Source organism: Variovorax boronicumulans NBRC 103145, from assembly GCF_001591345.1.
Taxonomy (GTDB): Bacteria; Pseudomonadota; Gammaproteobacteria; order Burkholderiales; family Burkholderiaceae_C; genus Variovorax; species Variovorax boronicumulans.
Map to the genome: position 1 here is coordinate 1 of NZ_BCUS01000130.1, position 16,953 is coordinate 16,953.

The window sequence follows — 16,953 nt, forward strand, 5'->3', positions numbered from 1 at the left end:
CCATCGCGGAGGTGCTGCCATGAGCGACGCATCGCCGCCGGAGATCGTCGCCGAGGCGCGCAACCTGCAGCGCACCTACGCCGTGCGGCGCGGGCTGTTCCGCGCGCCGGCGCAGCTGCGCGCCGTGGGCGATATCTCGTTTCGCCTCGAACGCGGGCGCACGCTCGCGGTGGTGGGCGAATCGGGCTGTGGCAAGTCGACGCTCGCGCGCATGGTCGCGCTGATCGAGAAACCCACCGCCGGGCAGCTGACGCTGATCGGTGCCGATGCCGTGAGCCCGCCGCATGAACGCAGGCGCGAGCTGCGCCAGGCGGTGCAGCTGGTGTTCCAGAACCCGTATGGCTCGCTCAACCCGCGCAAGAAGATTTCGGCGGTGCTCGAAGACCCGCTGGCCATCAACACCACGCTGAGCAAGCCGGAGCGCGCCGAGAAAGCACGCGAGATGCTGGCCCGCGTCGGCCTGCGCCCCGAGTACGCCAACCGCTACCCGCACATGTTCTCGGGCGGCCAGCGCCAGCGCATCGCCATCGCGCGCGCGCTCATGCTGTCGCCGCGCCTGCTGGTGGCCGACGAGCCGGTGTCGGCGCTCGACGTGTCGATCCAGGCGCAGGTGCTGAACCTGCTGGCCGACCTGCAGGCCGAGCTGGGCTTGGCCTACCTCTTCATCTCGCACGACCTGGGCGTGGTGCGCCACATCGCGCACGACGTGCTCGTGATGTACCTGGGCCATGCGGTGGAGCAGGGGCCCAAGTCGCGCATCTTCGCGCGGCCGCTGCATCCCTACACGCAGGCGCTGCTGGCCTCGACGCCGGGCCTGAGCAGCCAGCGCATCGTGCTCAAGGGCGAGCTGCCGTCGCCGCTGGACCCGCCTTCAGGCTGCGTCTTCAGCACGCGCTGCCCGCACGTGCAGCCGCGCTGCCGCGAGGAGCGCCCCGCGCTGCGCGCGCTCGACGAGCGGCTGGTGGCTTGCCACTACGCCGAGCAGTTTCTCGATGGCGCGCCTGCGGTGCGCGCCGATGGTCCCGTGCTCGCCGCGTCCTGAAGAAGAGTGGAGTGGCGAATTTTTCAACCCTGTCTCGAGGAGTCCCCATGAAGACCCAGTCCTCCGTTTCGCGCCGCTCACAAAAGCTGGCGCTCCTGGCACCGGCAGCGCTCACGGCCCTTACCCTGGCCTGCGGCGCCGTGTCAGCCAAGACGTTGGTGTACTGCTCCGAAGGAAGCCCGGAAAACTTCTATCCGGGCATGAACACCACCGGCACATCGTTCGACGTGACCACGCAGGTCTACAACACCATCGTCGAATTCGAGCGCGGCGGCACCAAGGTGATGCCGGGCCTGGCTGAAAAATGGGACATCTCGGCCGACGGCACCGTGTACACCTTCCACCTGCGCAAGGGCGTGAAGTGGCACACCACGAGCAAGAGCTTCAAGCCCACGCGCGACTTCAACGCCGACGACTTCATCTTCATGCTCGAGCGCCAGTGGAAGGAGAGCGATCCCTTCTTCAAGGTCACGAGCCAGAACCACTCCTACTTCAATGACATGGGCATGCCCAAGCTGCTGAAGTCGGTGGACCGCATCGACGATCACACGGTGAAGATCACGCTCAACCAGGCCGAGGCGCCGTTCCTGGCCAACCTGGCGATGCAGTACGCGGGCATCCAGTCGAAGGAGTACGCCATCGCCATGCTGAAGGCCGGCACGCCCGAGAAGGTCGACCAGGACCCGGTCGGCACCGGCCCGTTCTACCTCGTGCAGTACCAGAAGGACGCGATCATCCGCTTCAAGGCCTTCCCGCAGTATTGGGGCGGCAAGGCCAAGATCGACGACCTCGTGTTCGCGATCACGCCCGATGCCTCGGTGCGCTGGGCCAAGCTGCAAAAGGGCGAGTGCCACGTCATGCCGTACCCGAACCCGGCCGACCTCGACGCGATCCGCAAGGACCCGAACGTGCAGGTGCTGGAGCAGCCCGGCCTGAACGTCGGCTACCTCTCGTACAACACGACGAAGAAGCCCTTCGACGACGTGCGCGTGCGCAAGGCCATCAACATGGCGATCAACAAGAAGGCCATCATCGACGGCGTGTACCTCACGACCGGCGTGGCCGCGAAGAACCCGATCCCGCCCACGCTGTGGTCCTACAACGATGCCGTGAAGGACGACCCGTACGACCCCGAAGCGGCCAAGAAGCTGCTGGCGCAGGCCGGCTTCCCCGACGGCTTCAGCACCGACCTGTGGGCCATGCCGGTGCAGCGCCCCTACAACCCGAACGCCAAGCGCATCGCCGAGCTGATTCAGGCCGACCTGGCCAAGATCAACGTCAAGGCCGAGATCAAGAGCTTCGAGTGGGGCGAGTACCGCAAGCGCCTGCAGGCCGGCGAGCACCAGATGGGCATGCTGGGCTGGACCGGCGACAACGGCGACCCGGACAACTTCATGTACACGCTGCTGGGCTGCGCCTCGGCCAAGTCGGCCAGCGGCAGCAACATCTCGAAGTTCTGCTACCAGCCGTATGAAGACCTCGTGGTGAAGGCCAAGAGCGCGACCAAGCAGTCGGAGCGCGATGCGCTCTACAAGAAGGCGCAGGTCATCTTCAAGGAGCAGGCGCCGTGGTTCACCATCGCGCATGCGGTGCAGCTGAAGCCGGTGCGCAAGGAGGTCGTCGACTTCAAATTGAGCCCGTTCGGCCGCCACACGTTCTACGGCGTGGACATCAAGTAAGCCATGGCCGCTGCGCCCATCGCCATCGTCGCGGCCATGCACGAGGAGCTGAGCGCGCTCCTCGCGCGCATGCCCGACGAGCAGCGCATGCGCATCGCCGGCCGCGACTTCTGGGTCGGTCACCTGCAGGGCCAGCCCGTGGTCGCGGTGCTGTCGCGCATCGGCAAGGTCGCGGCGGCGGTCACGGCCACGGTGCTGCTCGAGCGCTTCGGCGTGCGGGCGATCGTGTTCACGGGCGTGGCGGGCGGGCTGGCACCGGGCGTGAATGTCGGCGACGTGGTCGTGGCGACCGAGCTGCTGCAGCACGACATGGACGCCTCGCCGATCTTTCCGAAGTACGAGGTGCCGCTGATGGGGCGTTCGCGCTTCGCGGCCGATGCGGCCATCGGCGATGCGCTGGCGGCGGTGGCCGAAAGCACGCTGCGCGATCCGGTGGGCCTGGTGGGGCAGAAGGCGGTCGATGAGTTCCATCTGCGTTCACCGAAAGTGCATCGCGGCCTGCTGATCAGCGGCGACCGCTTCGTGTCGACCACCGCGGAGTGCGGGGCCCTGCAGCGTTCGCTGCCCGACGCGCTCGCGGTCGAGATGGAAGGCGCTGCGATGGCGCAGGCCTGCCACGACTACGGCGTGCCCTTCGCGGCGCTGCGGACCATCTCGGACCGCGCCGACGATGCCGCGCACGGCGACTTCACGCGCTTCGTGGCCGAGGTGGCGAGCCGCTACAGCCTCGCGCTCGTCGACGCCTGGCTCGCCTCCCTGCCGCGCGACGCGGCCTGAAGCACCTGCCTACGGTGCGAGCCGGCGCAGTTGCGGCAGGTCGCGCAGCAGCGGCGGGATCGACAGCGCCAGCAGCAGCGCGGCCAGCGGCACGACGCAGATGAAGCCCACGTGCTTGAAGCCCAGCGCGCCCACGGCGCCGCCGAGCACGAACATGGCGACCAGCCCGCCGCAGCGGCGCAGTCGGCTGCGGTCGTGGCGCACCGGCAGCGGCGTGGACGGCGCGCGCCGGTTCCAGTAGAGCATCTTGCCCAGCTCGATCCCCACGTCGGTGATGTTGCCGGTCATGTGGGTGGTGCGCGTGCTGCCGCCCGAGGTCTTCGATGCCACGGCGTTCTGCAGGCCCATGATGAACGACAGCAGCAGCACCGTGAGCGGCACCGCGAACGGCGTGGCCCAGGTCAGCGTGATGGCGCCGGCGAGCCCGAACGGGAACATCAGCGCGGCCTCCAACAGCAGCGGCAGCGCATACACGCCATGCAGCCGGTGCTGCCGCGCCCAGTTCACCAACACCGCGCAGACCGCGGCGCCGCTCACGAACGCCAGGATCGCGCCCAGCGCGTTCAGCAGCAGCGTGAGGTTGCCCAGCACCATGCCGTCCGCCAGCTGCGAGGCGAAGCCGGTCATGTGCGAGGTGTACATGTGCAGCACGAGGAAGCCGCCCGCGTTGATGGCGCCGGCGTTGAAGGCCAGCAGCAGTCCGAGCGCGGTGTTCGTCGACGGCGCGCGGTGGCGGTTGGTGAGGAAACGAAGTCTGCGCACGGGGCTCTCCAGGGGCAGCTGCCTGCCGACAGCCACTCTAGCACCCAGTGTGAAGAACTACTTGAGCCAGCCGCGCCGGCGGAAGTACCACATCGGCACCAGCGCGCTCGCTGCCATCAGCGCGATGGCGTAGGGGTAGCCCATGGCCCAGTCGAGCTCGGGCATGAACTTGAAGTTCATGCCGTAGATGCTCGCGATCAGCGTGGGCGGCAGCAGCGCGACGCTGGCCACCGAGAAGATCTTGATGGTCTTGTTCTGGTTGATGTTGATGAAACCGACGGTCGCATCCATCAGGAAGTTGATCTTGTCGAAGAGGAAGGCCGTGTGGTTGTCCAGCGATTCGATGTCGCGCAGGATCTGGCGCGCCTCCTCGAACTGCTCGGCGTTGAGCATCTTGCTGCGCATCATGAAGCTCACGGCGCGGCGCGTGTCCATCACGTTGCGGCGGATGCGGCCGTTCAAGTCTTCCTGCCGTGCGATGGCGCCGAGCACCTCGCCGGCCAGCTCGTCGCTGACGTTGCCCGACAGCACTTTCTTGCCCGCCACTTCGAGCTCGTCGTAGATGTTCTCCAGCGTGTCGGCCGAGTACTCGGCGTCGGCGTCGAAGAGCTTGAGCATCACTTCCTTGGCGTCTTCGATCAGCCCCGGCGCGCGGCGTGCGCGCATGCGCAGCAGGCGGAACACGGGCACGTCCTCGTCGTGGATCGAGAACAGCACGCCGCGGCTGCGCAGGTCGGTGTTGTGCTGGTTGAGGATGAAGGCGACGCGCACCGTGCGCGGGTCTTCGTCGTCGTCGATCAAGAAGTCGGAGCGGATGTGCAGCTCGCCGTTGTCTTCCTCGTAGAAGCGGGCCGATTCCTCGATGTCCTCGTCCATCGCGTCTTCGGGAATCGAGAGGCCGTAGTACTGCTTGATCCAGCGCTTTTCCTCGAGCGTGGGCGACTCGAGGTCGACCCAGATCGGCTGGAACTTGGAGAGCTCTTCGAGCGACTCGATCTCTTCCTGGACGAGGCGGCCGTTGGCGAGCGTAAAGATGTTGAGCATGGGCTCACTCCCGGGGGTGACTGAACGATGGGCGAGGGCGGGGCGCTTTCAATTCCCGCGGACCCGGCGTCAGTACATCACGCGCAGCGTCGCCAGGGAGTTGAAAGCTGCCGAGACGGGGCGGTTTCCAAGGGGAGTCTCCGGTTGCAGCGAGGCGCGATTATGTCACCGGCCACAGGGCGACAAGGCACTCGAACTGGACGGACATACAGTAAAGTCGTGCCCATGCAGACCCCTGCGTCCCCCGTTCTTTCCACCCCCCCGAAGACGCAAGCCGAGCGCCTGGCCGCCGCGCTCGCCGCGCTCAACGACGACCAGCGCGCGGCGGTCGAGCACGGCGTGGGCGCGGCGGTCGGCGCCGACCACCGGCCGCTGCTCGTGATCGCCGGCGCCGGCTCGGGCAAGACCAGCACGCTGGCGCACCGCGTGGCGCACCTGATCGCGGACGGGGTCGATCCGCAGCGCTTGCTGCTGCTCACCTTCTCGCGCCGCGCCGCGCAGGAAATGGAGCGCCGCGCGGGCCAGGTGCTGGCGCGCGTGCTGGGGCTGAAGTCGGAGCGCCCGCCCGCGCTACCCTGGGCCGGCACCTTCCACGGCATCGGCGCGCGGCTGCTGCGCGAATACGCCGCGCAGATCGGGCTGGACGAGAACTTCACCATCCACGACCGCGGCGATGCCGAAGACCTCATGGGGCTGGTGCGGCATGAGCTGGGCCTGTCGTCCACGGTCAACCGCTTCCCGCGCAAGGGCACCTGCCTGTCGATCTACTCGCGCTGCGTGAACACGCGCGCGCCGCTGGCCGCCGTGCTGAAGGACAGCTTTCCCTGGTGCGCCGAGTGGGAGGCGCAGCTCAAGACGCTGTTCGGCGCCTACGTCGAGGCCAAGCAGCAGCAGAACGTGCTCGACTACGACGACCTCTTGCTCTACTGGGCCGAGATGGTCGCCGAGCCCGCGCTGGCCGCGCACGTCGGCGCGCGCTTCGACCATGTGCTGGTCGACGAGTACCAGGACACCAACCTGCTGCAGGCCGAGATCCTGCGCGCGATGAAGCCCGATGGGCGCGGCGTGACGGTGGTGGGCGACGACGCGCAGTCGATCTACTCGTTCCGCGGCGCCACGGTGCGCAACATCCTCGACTTTCCCTCGCAGTTCTCGCAAGAGGCGCGCATCGTCACGCTGGAGCGCAATTACCGCTCGACGCAGCCGATCCTCGACGTGTCGAACCGCGTCATCGCGCAGGCCGCCGAGCGGCATGCCAAGACGCTGTGGACCGACAAGCCCTCGGCCGGCAAGCCGGTGCTGGTGCTCGTGCCCGACGAGGCCGGGCAGGCACGCTGGGTGGCCGACAAGATCCTGGCGCACCGCGAGGGCGGGCTGGCGCTGAAGTCGCAGGCGGTGCTGTTTCGCACCTCGTCGCACAGCGCGGCGCTCGAACTGGAGCTGGCGCGGCGCAACATCCCGTTCGTGAAGTTCGGCGGGCTCAAGTTCCTCGAGGCCTCGCATGTGAAGGACCTGCTCGCCGTGCTGCGTTTCGCGCAGAACCCGCGCGGGCGCATGGCGGGCTTCCGGGTCACGCAGCTCATCCCCGGCGTGGGCCCGGCCACCGGCACGCGCCTGCTCGACGCGATGGACCAGGCGGCCGACCCGGCCGCGGCCGTGCGCGACTTCGTACCGCCGTCGGCCGCGCGTGAACAGTGGGCCGACTTCGCCCAGGCCTACGCCGCCTTGCGCGCGCCGTCGCTGCAGTGGCCGGCCGACGTGGAGGTGGCGATGCAGTGGTACCAGCCGCACCTGGAGCGGCTGTACGAAGACACCTCGGGCGTGCGGCGTGCCGACGTCGAACAGCTGGCGCGGCTGGCGGCCGGCTATGGCTCGCGCGAGCGCTTTCTCACCGAACTCACGCTCGACCCGCCCGAGGCCACCAGCGACCGGCCCGGCCCGCCTTCGCTCGACGAGGACTACCTGATCCTGTCGACCATCCATTCGGCCAAGGGCCAGGAGTGGAACTCGGTGCACGTCATCAACGTGGTCGACGGCTGCATGCCGGCCGACGTGGCACAGGGTGCGCATGAACTCGAGGAAGAGCGGCGCCTGCTCTACGTCGCGATGACGCGGGCCCGCGACCACCTGCACCTGGTGATGCCGCAGCGCTTCCACATCACGCAGCAGGCGGCGCGCGGCGACCGGCACCTGTACGCCAACCGCACCCGTTTCATCACCGAGTCCGACCTCGCGGGCTTCGAGCTGCAGACCTGGCCGCCGCCGCCGGTGCTGCCGCCCGCTGTGCCGCCGCCGGCCGCGGTGATCGACCTGCGCAACCGCATGCGCGTCGCCTGGCGCTGAACGGGCCGGCCCTTCGGGCGGGAGGGGCACTGCGCGCTGCACATGGAAACACTTGCTTCCAATGTGCCGCAACGGCATGCCACTGCACGGGGGCAGCTATGGAATCAATAGCGGATTAGGGCATGCAATACACCGGCCCGTCACTCGGGCAAGCCCCGGTATTGCAATACCGTGACAGCTTGGGCATAGTGAATCCGACCGCCCCCCTTTCTTCATCTCCCTTCCTCTTCTCCCTCTCTCCCAACCTCACCTGTTTCGCCGGCCACGCTTCATCCCGGAGCGCGGTCATTTCCCCAACCGTCAATTCTCAGGAGGTCATTCATGAATTTGACGATCAGCGGTCATCACCTCGACGTCACACCTGCCTTGCGCACCTACGTCACGAGCAAGCTGGACCGGATCACGCGACATTTCGACCAGGTGGTCGATGTCAAGGTGATCCTCACGGTGGAAAAGCAGAAGGAAAAGGAACGCCGCCAAAGGGCGGAGTGCAACATTCACGTCAAGGGCAATGACATGTTCGCGGAATCGAGCCACGCTGATCTGTACGCCGCGGTTGATGAGCTGGTCGACAAGCTCGACCGCCAGGTGGTCCGCCACAAGGATCGCTTGCAGGACCACCATCACGTGGCGCCCAAGCGCGTGATGTAAACGCCGGGCCCCGCGCCCCGCATCTCAGGCCGCCTTCGGGCGGCCTTTTGTTTGTCCGACCACATTGGTGGGGCTTTGCAAGGGCCTCCAGAGGAAGCGACGCCTCACGGCAACACATGTAGACGAAAGTAATTAGGGGGACTGGGGGTTTTTACCGAGGAGGTGCATAATCGCCCCCGCTCTGACCCCACCATGAATCGCCTCGCGTCCATCCTGCCGCCCGCTCAAGTGCTCGTGAGCGTTGACGCCACCAGCAAGAAACGTGCTTTCGAAGAAGCCGGCCTGCTGTTCGAGAGCCTTCACGGTCTGGGCCGTGCCCTCATCACCGACAGCCTGTTTGCGCGCGAGCGCCTCGGCTCCACCGGTCTGGGCCACGGAGTCGCCATTCCGCATGGCCGCATCAAGGGCCTCAAGGCGCCGATGGCCGCGGTGTTCCAGCTGGCGAACCCCATCGGCTTCGACGCCCCCGACGAGCAGCCCGTGGCGCTGCTGATCTTCCTGCTGGTGCCCGAAGCGGCCACGCAGAAGCACCTCGAAATCCTGTCCGAAATTGCCGAGCTGCTGAGCGACGCCGGCCTGCGCGAGCAGATCAAGTCCAGCACCGACGCCGCCGCGCTGCACGGCCTCATTGCCGGCTGGCAGTCGACCCAGGTCGCCTGAGCGCCCGTGCCGGGCCTGCCGCTGCTGATAAGCTGCGGCGACGCTTTTCTCTCCCTCCATCCTGACCAGAATGCCGGCGTTTTGCGCCGGCCGCCGCACGCATGAAGCCGACCGTCATCAGCGCCGATGCCATGTTCGAGGAGTTCCGCGGGTCGCTCCGCTGGGAATGGCTCGCGGGCCTGGGTGCCTCGGAGCGCCAGTTCGACCCCGACGTCATCAGCCGCGCGCAGTCGGCCGCCGACCTGGTCGGCTACCTGAACTACATCCACCCGTACCGCGTGCAGATCCTCGGCGCGCGCGAGGTGGCCTACCTCACGCGCGGCAGCAAGGAAGACTGCGTGCGCCGCATCGGGCGCATCGTCACGCTGGAGCCGCCGATGCTGGTGCTGGCCGACGGCCAGGCCGCGCCCGACGAGCTGCTGTCGATCTGCGAGCGCGCCCAGCTGCCGCTGTTTGCCACGCGCGAGTCGTCGGCCTTCGTGATCGACCTGCTGCGCGCCTACCTGTCCAAGCACTTCGCCGAGCGCACTTCGATGCACGGCGTGTTCATGGACATCCTGGGCATGGGCGTGATGATCACGGGCGAGTCGGGCCTCGGAAAGAGCGAGCTTGGCCTGGAGCTGATCTCGCGCGGCAACGGCCTGGTGGCCGACGACGCGGTCGACCTGTACCGCATCAACCAGAACACCATCGAGGGCCGCTGCCCCGACCTGCTGCTGAACCTGCTGGAGGTGCGCGGCATCGGCCTGCTGGACATCCGCGCCATCTTCGGCGAGACGGCGGTGCGCCGGAAGATGCGCCTGAAGCTCATCGTGCACCTCGTGCGGCGCGACAGCTTCGAGCGCGACTACGAGCGCATGCCCTCGGCACCGCTCACGCAGGACGTGCTCGGCATCCCGGTGCGCAAGGTCATCATCCAGGTGGTGGCGGGGCGCAACATCGCCGTGCTGGTGGAGGCGGCGGTGCGCAACTCGATCCTGCAGCTGCGCGGCATCGACACCTATGCCGACTTCGTGGCCCGCCACCACAAGGCGATGGAAAGCGGGCGCGATCCGGACTGAGCAAAGAAAAAAGCCCTTCAAAGTGAAGGGCCGCTTTCTGCTTCAGCAGGTCTTCAGCGTCAGCGCTTCTTGACGCAGTCGCCGCACAGGCCGTACAGCGACATGGCGTGGTCCTGCAGGACCCAGCCCTTGTCCTTGGCGATCATCTGCTGGCGGCGTTCGATCTCGGCGTCGTAGAACTCCTCGACCTTGCCGCACGAGGTGCAGACCAGGTGGTCGTGGTGCGTGCCTTCGTTCAGTTCGTAGACTGCCTTGCCGCTTTCGAAGTGGCTGCGCTCCAGGATGCCGGCCTGCTCGAACTGCGTGAGCACGCGGTACACGGTGGCCAGGCCGATGTCGGAGTGTTCATTGAGCAGCACGCGGAAGACGTCTTCCGCCGTCATGTGCCGCTGGCTGCCGGTCTGGAAGATCTCGAGGATCTTCAGTCGCGGCAAGGTGGCCTTGAGGCCGGTGTTCTTGAGTTCGTCGATGTTGGCCATGATGGTTCCTGCGCCCTGGGCTGAGGCCGGGCCTTCAGGCTCGGCCGCTACAATGTTCGATCATATCGCTACCCCCTCTTCTCCCATGCCTGCCATCCTCCAACGCCGGCCCTGGTTGCTGGTTGCTGCCATTGCGGCGACGCTCGCCCTCGGTGCCTGCAGCGGTTTCAGCGAACGCACGCGTGGCGCGCTGTCTGCCGTCACCCCCTACAAAGTCGAAGTGGTGCAGGGCAATTTCGTGTCGAAGGAACAGGTCGCGGCACTCAAGCCCGGCATGTCGCGCCAGCAGGTGCGCGAGATCCTCGGCACCTCGCTGCTGAACGACGTCTTCCACGCCAACCGCTGGGACTACGTCTTCACGATCCGCCGCCAGGGCGTCGATCCGCAGGAGCGCCGCCTGACCGTGTTCTTCAACGGCGAACTCATGGACCGCTTCGAGGGCGACGAGATGCCCAGCGAAGAAGAATTCGTCGCCACGCTCGACACCCGCCGCAAGAGCGGCAAGGTGCCGCAGCTCGAGGCCACCGAAGAAGAGCTCAAGAAATTCGCGCCCAAGGCCGACAAGAAAGCCGACACCACCGGCACCCCGGCAGCCCCCATGCCCGCGCTGCCGGCCGCCTACCCCCCGCTCGAAGCCGCGCGCTGAGCGTGCGCGGCACGGGCTCCGGCGGCGGCCACCCCTCCTGCGGGCGGTGCCCGCCGGATCGGTGGGGTGGCTTTCGTCGGTGTCCATGGCTCCCGTAGGGACTTTTCAACGACCGAATCCCCGTGACTGAACCGACCATCACCCCCACTTCCGATTCTTCTTCCTCCGCTCCCGCGCTGCGCCGGGTGGCCATCGCCGGCGCCTCGGGCCGCATGGGCCACATGCTCATCGAAGCCGTGCGCAACGCGCCCGACTGCCGCCTGGCCGGCGCGCTCGACATCGCAGGCAGCGCCGCCCTCGGCGCCGATGCCGCGGCCTTCCTGGGCTTCACCAGCGGCGTGCCCATCGTGGCCGACCTGCGCACCGGCTTGCAGGACGCGCAGGTGCTGATCGACTTCACCCGCCCCGAAGGCACGATGGCGCACCTGGCCGTGTGCCGCGAACTGGGCGTGCAGGCCGTGATCGGCACCACCGGCTTCAGCGACGCGCAGAAGGCCGAGATCGCCGAGATCGCGAAAGACGTCGCCATCATGTTGGCGCCCAACATGAGCGTGGGCGTCAACGTCACGCTCAAGCTGCTCGACATGGCCGCCCGCGCGATGGCCACCGGCTACGACATCGAGATCGTCGAGGCCCACCACCGCTTCAAGGTCGACGCGCCCTCGGGCACCGCGCTCAAGATGGGCGAGGTGATCGCCGACGCGCTGGGCCGCGACCTCAAGGACTGCGCCGTGTACGGCCGCGAAGGCATCACGGGTGAGCGCGACCCGTCGACCATCGGCTTCGCCACCATCCGCGGCGGCGACATCGTGGGCGACCACACCGTGCTGTTCGCGGGCATCGGCGAGCGCATCGAAATCTCCCACAAGTCGTCCAGCCGCGTGACCTACGCGCAGGGCGCGCTGCGTGCGGTGCGCTTCCTGAGCGGCCAGCGCAACGGCCTGTTCGACATGTTCGACGTGCTGGGTCTGCGCTAAGCACGCGCACCACAACCAAGGACGCGAATGAGCGTGTTCGAACTGCTGACCCACGGTGACGGCGTCAGCCGTTCGGTGGCCGCGCTGCTGCTCGCGATGTCGATCGCCAGCTGGGTCGTGATCCTCTGGAAAGCCTGGCTGCTGCGCGGCGGCACGCGCGACGTGCTGCGCAGCATCGCGGCGTTCTGGCAGTCGGCCACCCTGGTCGAGGCCGAACAGAAGCTGCAGGCCTTCGACCGCGCCGAACTCGTGCGCCCCGCCGTGGCCGCGCTGCGCCAGGCCGCCACCGAAGCCCCCGGCGGCACGCTGGGCGCCACGGTCGACCGCAACCAGCGCCTCACGCGCGTGCTGCGCGGTGCGCTGCACGGCGCGCTGCGGCGCCTGCAGGCCGGGCAGATCCTGCTGGCCACCGTGGGTGCCACCGCGCCCTTCGTCGGCCTGCTCGGCACCGTCTGGGGCATCTATGGCGCGCTCGCGGGCATCGCGGGCCAGACCGGCGGTTTCACCATCGACAAGGTGGCCGGGCCGGTCGGCGAGGCGCTTGTCATGACGGCCTTCGGCCTCGCCGTTGCCATTCCGGCCGTGCTGGCCTACAACGTCTTCGGCCGTGTGGTGGGCCGCGTCGAGGCCGAACTCGAAGGCTTCGCGCACGACCTGCTTGGCAGCTTCGGCGAAGCGCCGGCACCCGCCGCACCGCCGCCCGCGCGGCCGATGCCTGTTTAACGCGCAACGCACGCCATGGCCTTCGGACGCACCTCACTGGGCAGCAGCGCCGCAGGCGGCGGGCGGGCCATGGGCGCGGGCGGGCAGCGGCCGCTGTCCGACATCAACGTCACACCGCTGGTCGACGTGATGCTGGTGCTGCTGGTGATCTTCATCATCACCGCGCCGCTGATGGCCAGCTCGATCAAGCTCGACCTGCCGCAGACCGACGCGGGCCAGCCCAACGACACGCCGAAGTTCGTGAGCCTGTCGGTCGATGCCTCGGGCAAGGTCTTCCTGAACGACAAGCCCGTGACCGACGAGGAGCTGACCGCGCAGCTCGAAAAGGCCGCCGCCGACAGCAAGGACACCGAGGTGCAGTTGCGCGCCGACCAGACCGTGCCCTACGGCAAGGTGGTTGCGCTCATGGGTATCGCGAACAAGGCCGGGTTGAGCCGCATCGGCTTTGTCACCGAGGCCGAGGCGGCCCCCGCCAAAACGCGCTGAGCTTGCGGGCCCGGCCCGCCCGCCTCAGCCGAGCATCACTGGCTTCGTATGCCAGATCTCATGCGCGTACTCCGCGATCGTCCGGTCCGACGAAAACGCGCCCATTCCCGCCACGTTGAGGATCGCCATGCGCGTCCACGCCTCCGCGTCGCGGTACAGCGCATCGACCTCGGCCTGCTTCGCGACATAGCTCGCGTAGTCGGCCAGCAGCAGGTAGTGGTCGCCCCAGTTCACGAGCGCGTCGTAGATGCCCTGGTAGCGCGCCGGCTCACCCGGTGAGAACGCGCCGTCGCGGATTGCGTCGAGCACGCGCTTGAGTTCGGCGTTTTCTTCGTAGATCTCGCGTGGCTGGTAGCCGCGTGCGCGGATGTCGGCCACCTCGGGCGTGGTGTGGCCGAAGATGAAGATGTTCTCGGGGCCGACGTTCTCGCGCATCTCGACATTGGCGCCGTCGAGCGTGCCGATGGTGAGCGCGCCGTTGAGCGCGAACTTCATGTTGCCGGTGCCTGAAGCTTCCGTGCCCGCGGTGGAGATCTGCTCCGACAGGTCGGCCGCCGGCATGATGGTCTCGGCCAGGCTCACGCTGTAGTTCGGCAGGAACACCACCTTCAGCAGCTTGCCCACGCGCGCATCGGCGTTCACGGTGGCCGCCACGTCGTTGATGAGGCGGATCACCTGCTTGGCCATCGCATAGGCCGAAGCCGCCTTGCCCGCGAACACGACCACGCGCGGCACGATGTCGACCGGCGCGCCGCTGGCCTGCGCATCGAGGATGCGGTGATACCGCGCGATCACGTGCAGCACGTTGAGCAGCTGCCGCTTGTACTCGTGGATGCGCTTGACCTGCACGTCGAACATCGCGTCGGTGTCCAGGTCGAGCTTCAGGTGCTCGCCGACCCAGTTGGCCAGCCGCAGCTTGTTCTCGCGCTTGGCGTGGCGAAAGGCGCGCACGAAGGCGGGCTGCGCGACCATCGGGCGCAATGCCTCGAGCTGCGACAGGTCGCGCCGCCAGCCCTTGCCGATGCGCTGGTCGAGCAGCGCGGCCAGCGGCGGGTTGGCCTGCGCGAGCCAGCGGCGCGGCGTGACGCCGTTGGTCTTGTTGTTGAAGCGCTCGGGAAAGATCTTCGCGAAGTCGGCAAAGATCGACTGCTTCATCAGCTCCGAGTGCAGCCCCGACACCCCGTTCACCGAATGGCTCGCGAGCACCGCCACGTAGGCCATGCGCACGCGGCGCTCGCCGGTCTCGTCGATCAGCGAGAGGCGGCGCACCAGTTCGACGTCCTGGCCGTGCGTCTGCGTCACGGCGGCCAGGAACTTCGCGTTGATGTCGTACAGGATCTGCAGGTGGCGCGGCAGGATGCGCCCGAGCATCTCGACCGGCCAGGTTTCCAATGCCTCGTGCATCAGCGTGTGGTTGGTGTAGCTGAACACCTTCTGCGTGTGGCCCCAGGCCACGTCCCATGCCAGGCCGTGCTCGTCGAGCAGCAGGCGCATGAGCTCGGGCACGGCCAGCACCGGGTGCGTGTCGTTCAGGTGGATGCTGACCTTTTCCGACAGCTGGTCGAAGCTCGTGTGGTTGCGCAGGTAGCGGCGCAGCAGGTCCTGCACGCTGGCGCTGCAGAAGAAGTATTCCTGGTGCAGCCGCAGCTCGCGGCCCGAGGGCGTGGAGTCGTCGGGGTAGAGCACGCGCGAGACGTTCTCGGAGTGGTTTTTGCTCTCCACCGCCGCCATGTAGTTGCCGCGGTTGAAGGCCGACAGGTCGATCTCCTCGGTGGCGCGCGCCGACCACAGCCGCAAGGTGTTGGTGGCCTGCGTGCCGTAGCCGGGAATGATGGTGTCGTAGGCCACGGCCAGCACGTCGTGCGTGTCGACCCAGTCGGCCGCGCCGTAGGGCGCGTTCTTGCCTTCGCGCTTTTGCACATGGCCGCCGAAGCGCACGCGGTAGTTCACCTCGGGCCGCTGGAACTCCCACGGGTTGCCGCGCGTGAGCCAGTAGTCGGGCGTTTCGACCTGCTGGCCGTCGACGATGCGCTGGCGGAACATGCCGTACTCGTAGCGGATGCCGTAGCCCATGCCGGGCACGCCGAGCGTGGCCATCGAATCGAGAAAGCAGGCCGCGAGTCGCCCCAGGCCGCCGTTGCCGAGCGCCGCATCGGGCTCGCGCTCGGCCAGCGCGGCCATGTCGACGCCGAAGTCGGCCAGCGCCTCGCGCACGGTGCCGTACAGGTCGACGGCGAGCAGCGCGTTGGTGAAGGTGCGCCCGATGAGGAACTCCATCGAGAGGTAATACACGCGCTTGAGGTCCTGCGCGTAGTTGGCGCGCGTGGTCGTCATCCAGCGCTCGACGAGCTGGTCGCGCACGGCCAGCGCGGTGGCGTGCAGCCAGTCGTCGGGGCTGGCGGCCACGGGGTCCTTGCCGACGGCGTAGATCAGCTTGTTGGCCACCGCGCGCTTGAAGGCGGCAACGTCGCGGTCGGGGTGGTCGTAGGCGAAGTCCTTGATCGTCATGGAGGCGTTCCCGGAGTGGGTGGTGGGGTGTGGGGCGGGGGCTTCAGGCCAGCGCCCGTTGGTACACATCGATGTACTGCGCGGCCGCCGTGCCCCAGTCGGCCGGGCGCCGCATGGCGTTGCCGCGCACGCGGCGCCAGTCGGCGGCGCGCTCGTACAGCGCGAAGGCGCGGCGCAGGGCGCGGTCGTAGTCGGCGTCCTCGAAGCGGTCGAACACGAAACCGGTGGCGGCGCCGCTGGCCATGTCTTCCAGCGTGCAGTCGACGACGGTGTCGGCCAGCCCGCCCACGCGGCGCACCAGCGGCAGGCTGCCGTACTTCAGGCCGTACATCTGCGTGAGGCCGCAGGGCTCGAACAGCGAGGGCACGATCGTCACGTCGCCCGCGCCGAAGAGCTGGTGCGCCAGCGTCTCGTCGTAGCCGATGGTGACGCTCACCGAGGCGGGCGCCGCCGCCGCGCGCTGGCGGAAGGCTTCTTCGAGCCAGCCTTCGCCGCTGCCCAGCAGCGCCAGCTGGCCGCCCTGCGCCAGCAGCGTGTCGAGGCCGCCGAGCACGAGGTGCAGGCCCTTCTGTTCGGTGAGCCGGCTTACCACGATGAACAGCGGCGCGTCGGGGCGCTCGGCCAGCCCCAGCTGGCGCTGCAGCACCGACTTGCAGCGCGCCTTGCCGGCCATGTGGCGGCCCTCGGGCGCCTGGTAGCCCTGCACCAGCGCGGCGTCGGTGGCCGGGTTCCAGACCTGGTCGTCCACCGCGTTGAGGATGCCGCTGAGCACGCCGGCGCGCTGGCGCAGCAGGCCGTCGAGGCCGCAGCCCTGCTCGGGGGTCTGGATCTCGAGCGCGTAGGTGGGGCTCACGGTGGTGAGTTGGTCGGCAAAGTACAGGCCGCCCTTCATGAAGGAGATCTGGCCGTGGTATTCCAGCCCGTTCATGTGGAAGGCCGGCGCCGGCAGCCCGAGCTCGGCGAAGTGCCAGGGCGCGAACACGCCCTGGTAGGCCAGGTTGTGCACCGTGAACACGCTGCCCGTGCGCGGGCCGCCCGCGCGCCGCGCGAAGGCCAGGTAGGCGGGCGCGAGCGCCGCGTGCCAGTCGTGCGCGTGCACGATGTCGGGCCGCCAG

The 16,953-nt window shown here is 68.1% G+C and carries 16 protein-coding genes; 11 read left to right on the forward strand and 5 right to left on the reverse strand.

Annotated features, from left to right (window positions below; translation table 11 throughout):
• Positions 1-19: 19 nt before the first annotated feature.
• Genes VBO01S_RS26605 through VBO01S_RS26615 form a run of 3 tightly spaced genes read left to right on the forward strand, consistent with a single transcriptional unit; the run spans position 20 to position 3,498 of the window.
• Entirely contained in the window at positions 20-1,042 is a 1,023-nt protein-coding gene (locus VBO01S_RS26605; RefSeq protein WP_062481037.1) for a peptide ABC transporter ATP-binding protein, read from the forward strand.
• 47 nt (positions 1,043-1,089) lie between these two features.
• Positions 1,090-2,721 carry an ABC transporter substrate-binding protein gene (locus VBO01S_RS26610; RefSeq protein WP_062481038.1) on the forward strand — a complete coding sequence of 544 codons (1,632 nt, stop codon included), beginning with the start codon at positions 1,090-1,092 and terminating at the stop codon, positions 2,719-2,721.
• A 3-nt stretch (positions 2,722-2,724) separates the two neighbouring features.
• Positions 2,725-3,498, forward strand: coding sequence for a 5'-methylthioadenosine/adenosylhomocysteine nucleosidase (locus tag VBO01S_RS26615; RefSeq protein WP_062481039.1), 774 nt, complete (start codon positions 2,725-2,727; stop codon positions 3,496-3,498).
• 9 nt (positions 3,499-3,507) lie between these two features.
• On the opposite strand, the gene VBO01S_RS26620 is transcribed toward VBO01S_RS26615, so the two are convergent.
• Together VBO01S_RS26620 and corA are read right to left on the reverse strand one after the other, a co-directional pair.
• Complete coding sequence (locus VBO01S_RS26620) at positions 3,508-4,260, reverse strand: YoaK family protein (protein ID WP_062481040.1); 753 nt, start codon at positions 4,258-4,260, stop codon at positions 3,508-3,510.
• A 57-nt stretch (positions 4,261-4,317) separates the two neighbouring features.
• On the reverse strand, positions 4,318-5,304 hold the full coding sequence (gene corA, locus VBO01S_RS26625; RefSeq protein ID WP_056584267.1) for a magnesium/cobalt transporter CorA: 987 nt from the start codon (positions 5,302-5,304) through the stop codon (positions 4,318-4,320).
• A 225-nt stretch (positions 5,305-5,529) separates the two neighbouring features.
• Between corA and VBO01S_RS26630 the strand changes: the two genes are divergently transcribed.
• From VBO01S_RS26630 to hprK, 4 genes are all read left to right on the forward strand, one after another.
• On the forward strand, positions 5,530-7,647 hold the full coding sequence (locus tag VBO01S_RS26630; RefSeq protein ID WP_082818301.1) for an ATP-dependent helicase: 2,118 nt from the start codon (positions 5,530-5,532) through the stop codon (positions 7,645-7,647).
• 321 nt (positions 7,648-7,968) lie between these two features.
• Positions 7,969-8,298 carry a ribosome hibernation-promoting factor, HPF/YfiA family gene (gene hpf / locus VBO01S_RS26635; protein ID WP_013538898.1) on the forward strand — a complete coding sequence of 110 codons (330 nt, stop codon included), beginning with the start codon at positions 7,969-7,971 and terminating at the stop codon, positions 8,296-8,298.
• A gap of 192 nt (positions 8,299-8,490) precedes the next feature.
• A complete protein-coding gene (locus VBO01S_RS26640; protein ID WP_042581318.1) occupies positions 8,491-8,958 on the forward strand; it encodes a PTS sugar transporter subunit IIA in 468 nt (155 codons plus the stop codon).
• Between the two features lie 101 nt (positions 8,959-9,059).
• Positions 9,060-10,019 (forward strand): HPr(Ser) kinase/phosphatase, encoded by a 960-nt coding sequence (gene hprK, locus VBO01S_RS26645; RefSeq protein WP_062481041.1) that lies wholly within the window; start codon positions 9,060-9,062, stop codon positions 10,017-10,019.
• A gap of 59 nt (positions 10,020-10,078) precedes the next feature.
• Here the strand turns inward: hprK and fur are convergent, their stop codons facing one another.
• Positions 10,079-10,498 (reverse strand): ferric iron uptake transcriptional regulator, encoded by a 420-nt coding sequence (gene fur / locus VBO01S_RS26650; protein ID WP_062481042.1) that lies wholly within the window; start codon positions 10,496-10,498, stop codon positions 10,079-10,081.
• Between the two features lie 85 nt (positions 10,499-10,583).
• Here fur and VBO01S_RS26655 point away from each other — a divergent pair, with 85 nt between their 5' ends.
• The 4 genes from VBO01S_RS26655 to VBO01S_RS26670 all read left to right on the forward strand — a co-directional run bounded on the left by VBO01S_RS26655 (position 10,584) and on the right by VBO01S_RS26670 (position 13,330).
• Complete coding sequence (locus VBO01S_RS26655) at positions 10,584-11,144, forward strand: outer membrane protein assembly factor BamE (protein WP_062481043.1); 561 nt, start codon at positions 10,584-10,586, stop codon at positions 11,142-11,144.
• A gap of 176 nt (positions 11,145-11,320) precedes the next feature.
• Complete coding sequence (gene dapB, locus VBO01S_RS26660; RefSeq protein ID WP_255221207.1) at positions 11,321-12,121, forward strand: 4-hydroxy-tetrahydrodipicolinate reductase; 801 nt, start codon at positions 11,321-11,323, stop codon at positions 12,119-12,121.
• A gap of 27 nt (positions 12,122-12,148) precedes the next feature.
• A complete protein-coding gene (locus VBO01S_RS26665) occupies positions 12,149-12,844 on the forward strand; it encodes a MotA/TolQ/ExbB proton channel family protein (protein ID WP_062481045.1) in 696 nt (231 codons plus the stop codon).
• A 15-nt stretch (positions 12,845-12,859) separates the two neighbouring features.
• Entirely contained in the window at positions 12,860-13,330 is a 471-nt protein-coding gene (locus VBO01S_RS26670) for an ExbD/TolR family protein (protein WP_062481048.1), read from the forward strand.
• A gap of 24 nt (positions 13,331-13,354) precedes the next feature.
• On the opposite strand, the gene VBO01S_RS26675 is transcribed toward VBO01S_RS26670, so the two are convergent.
• Positions 13,355-15,838: a glycogen/starch/alpha-glucan phosphorylase gene (locus VBO01S_RS26675; protein ID WP_062481049.1), complete on the reverse strand. Its 2,484-nt coding sequence runs from the start codon at positions 15,836-15,838 to the stop codon at positions 13,355-13,357.
• Positions 15,839-15,881: 43 nt separating this feature from the next.
• On the reverse strand, positions 15,882-16,953 hold a 1,072-nt coding region (gene glgA, locus VBO01S_RS26680; protein WP_062481051.1), incomplete at its 5' end, for a glycogen synthase GlgA.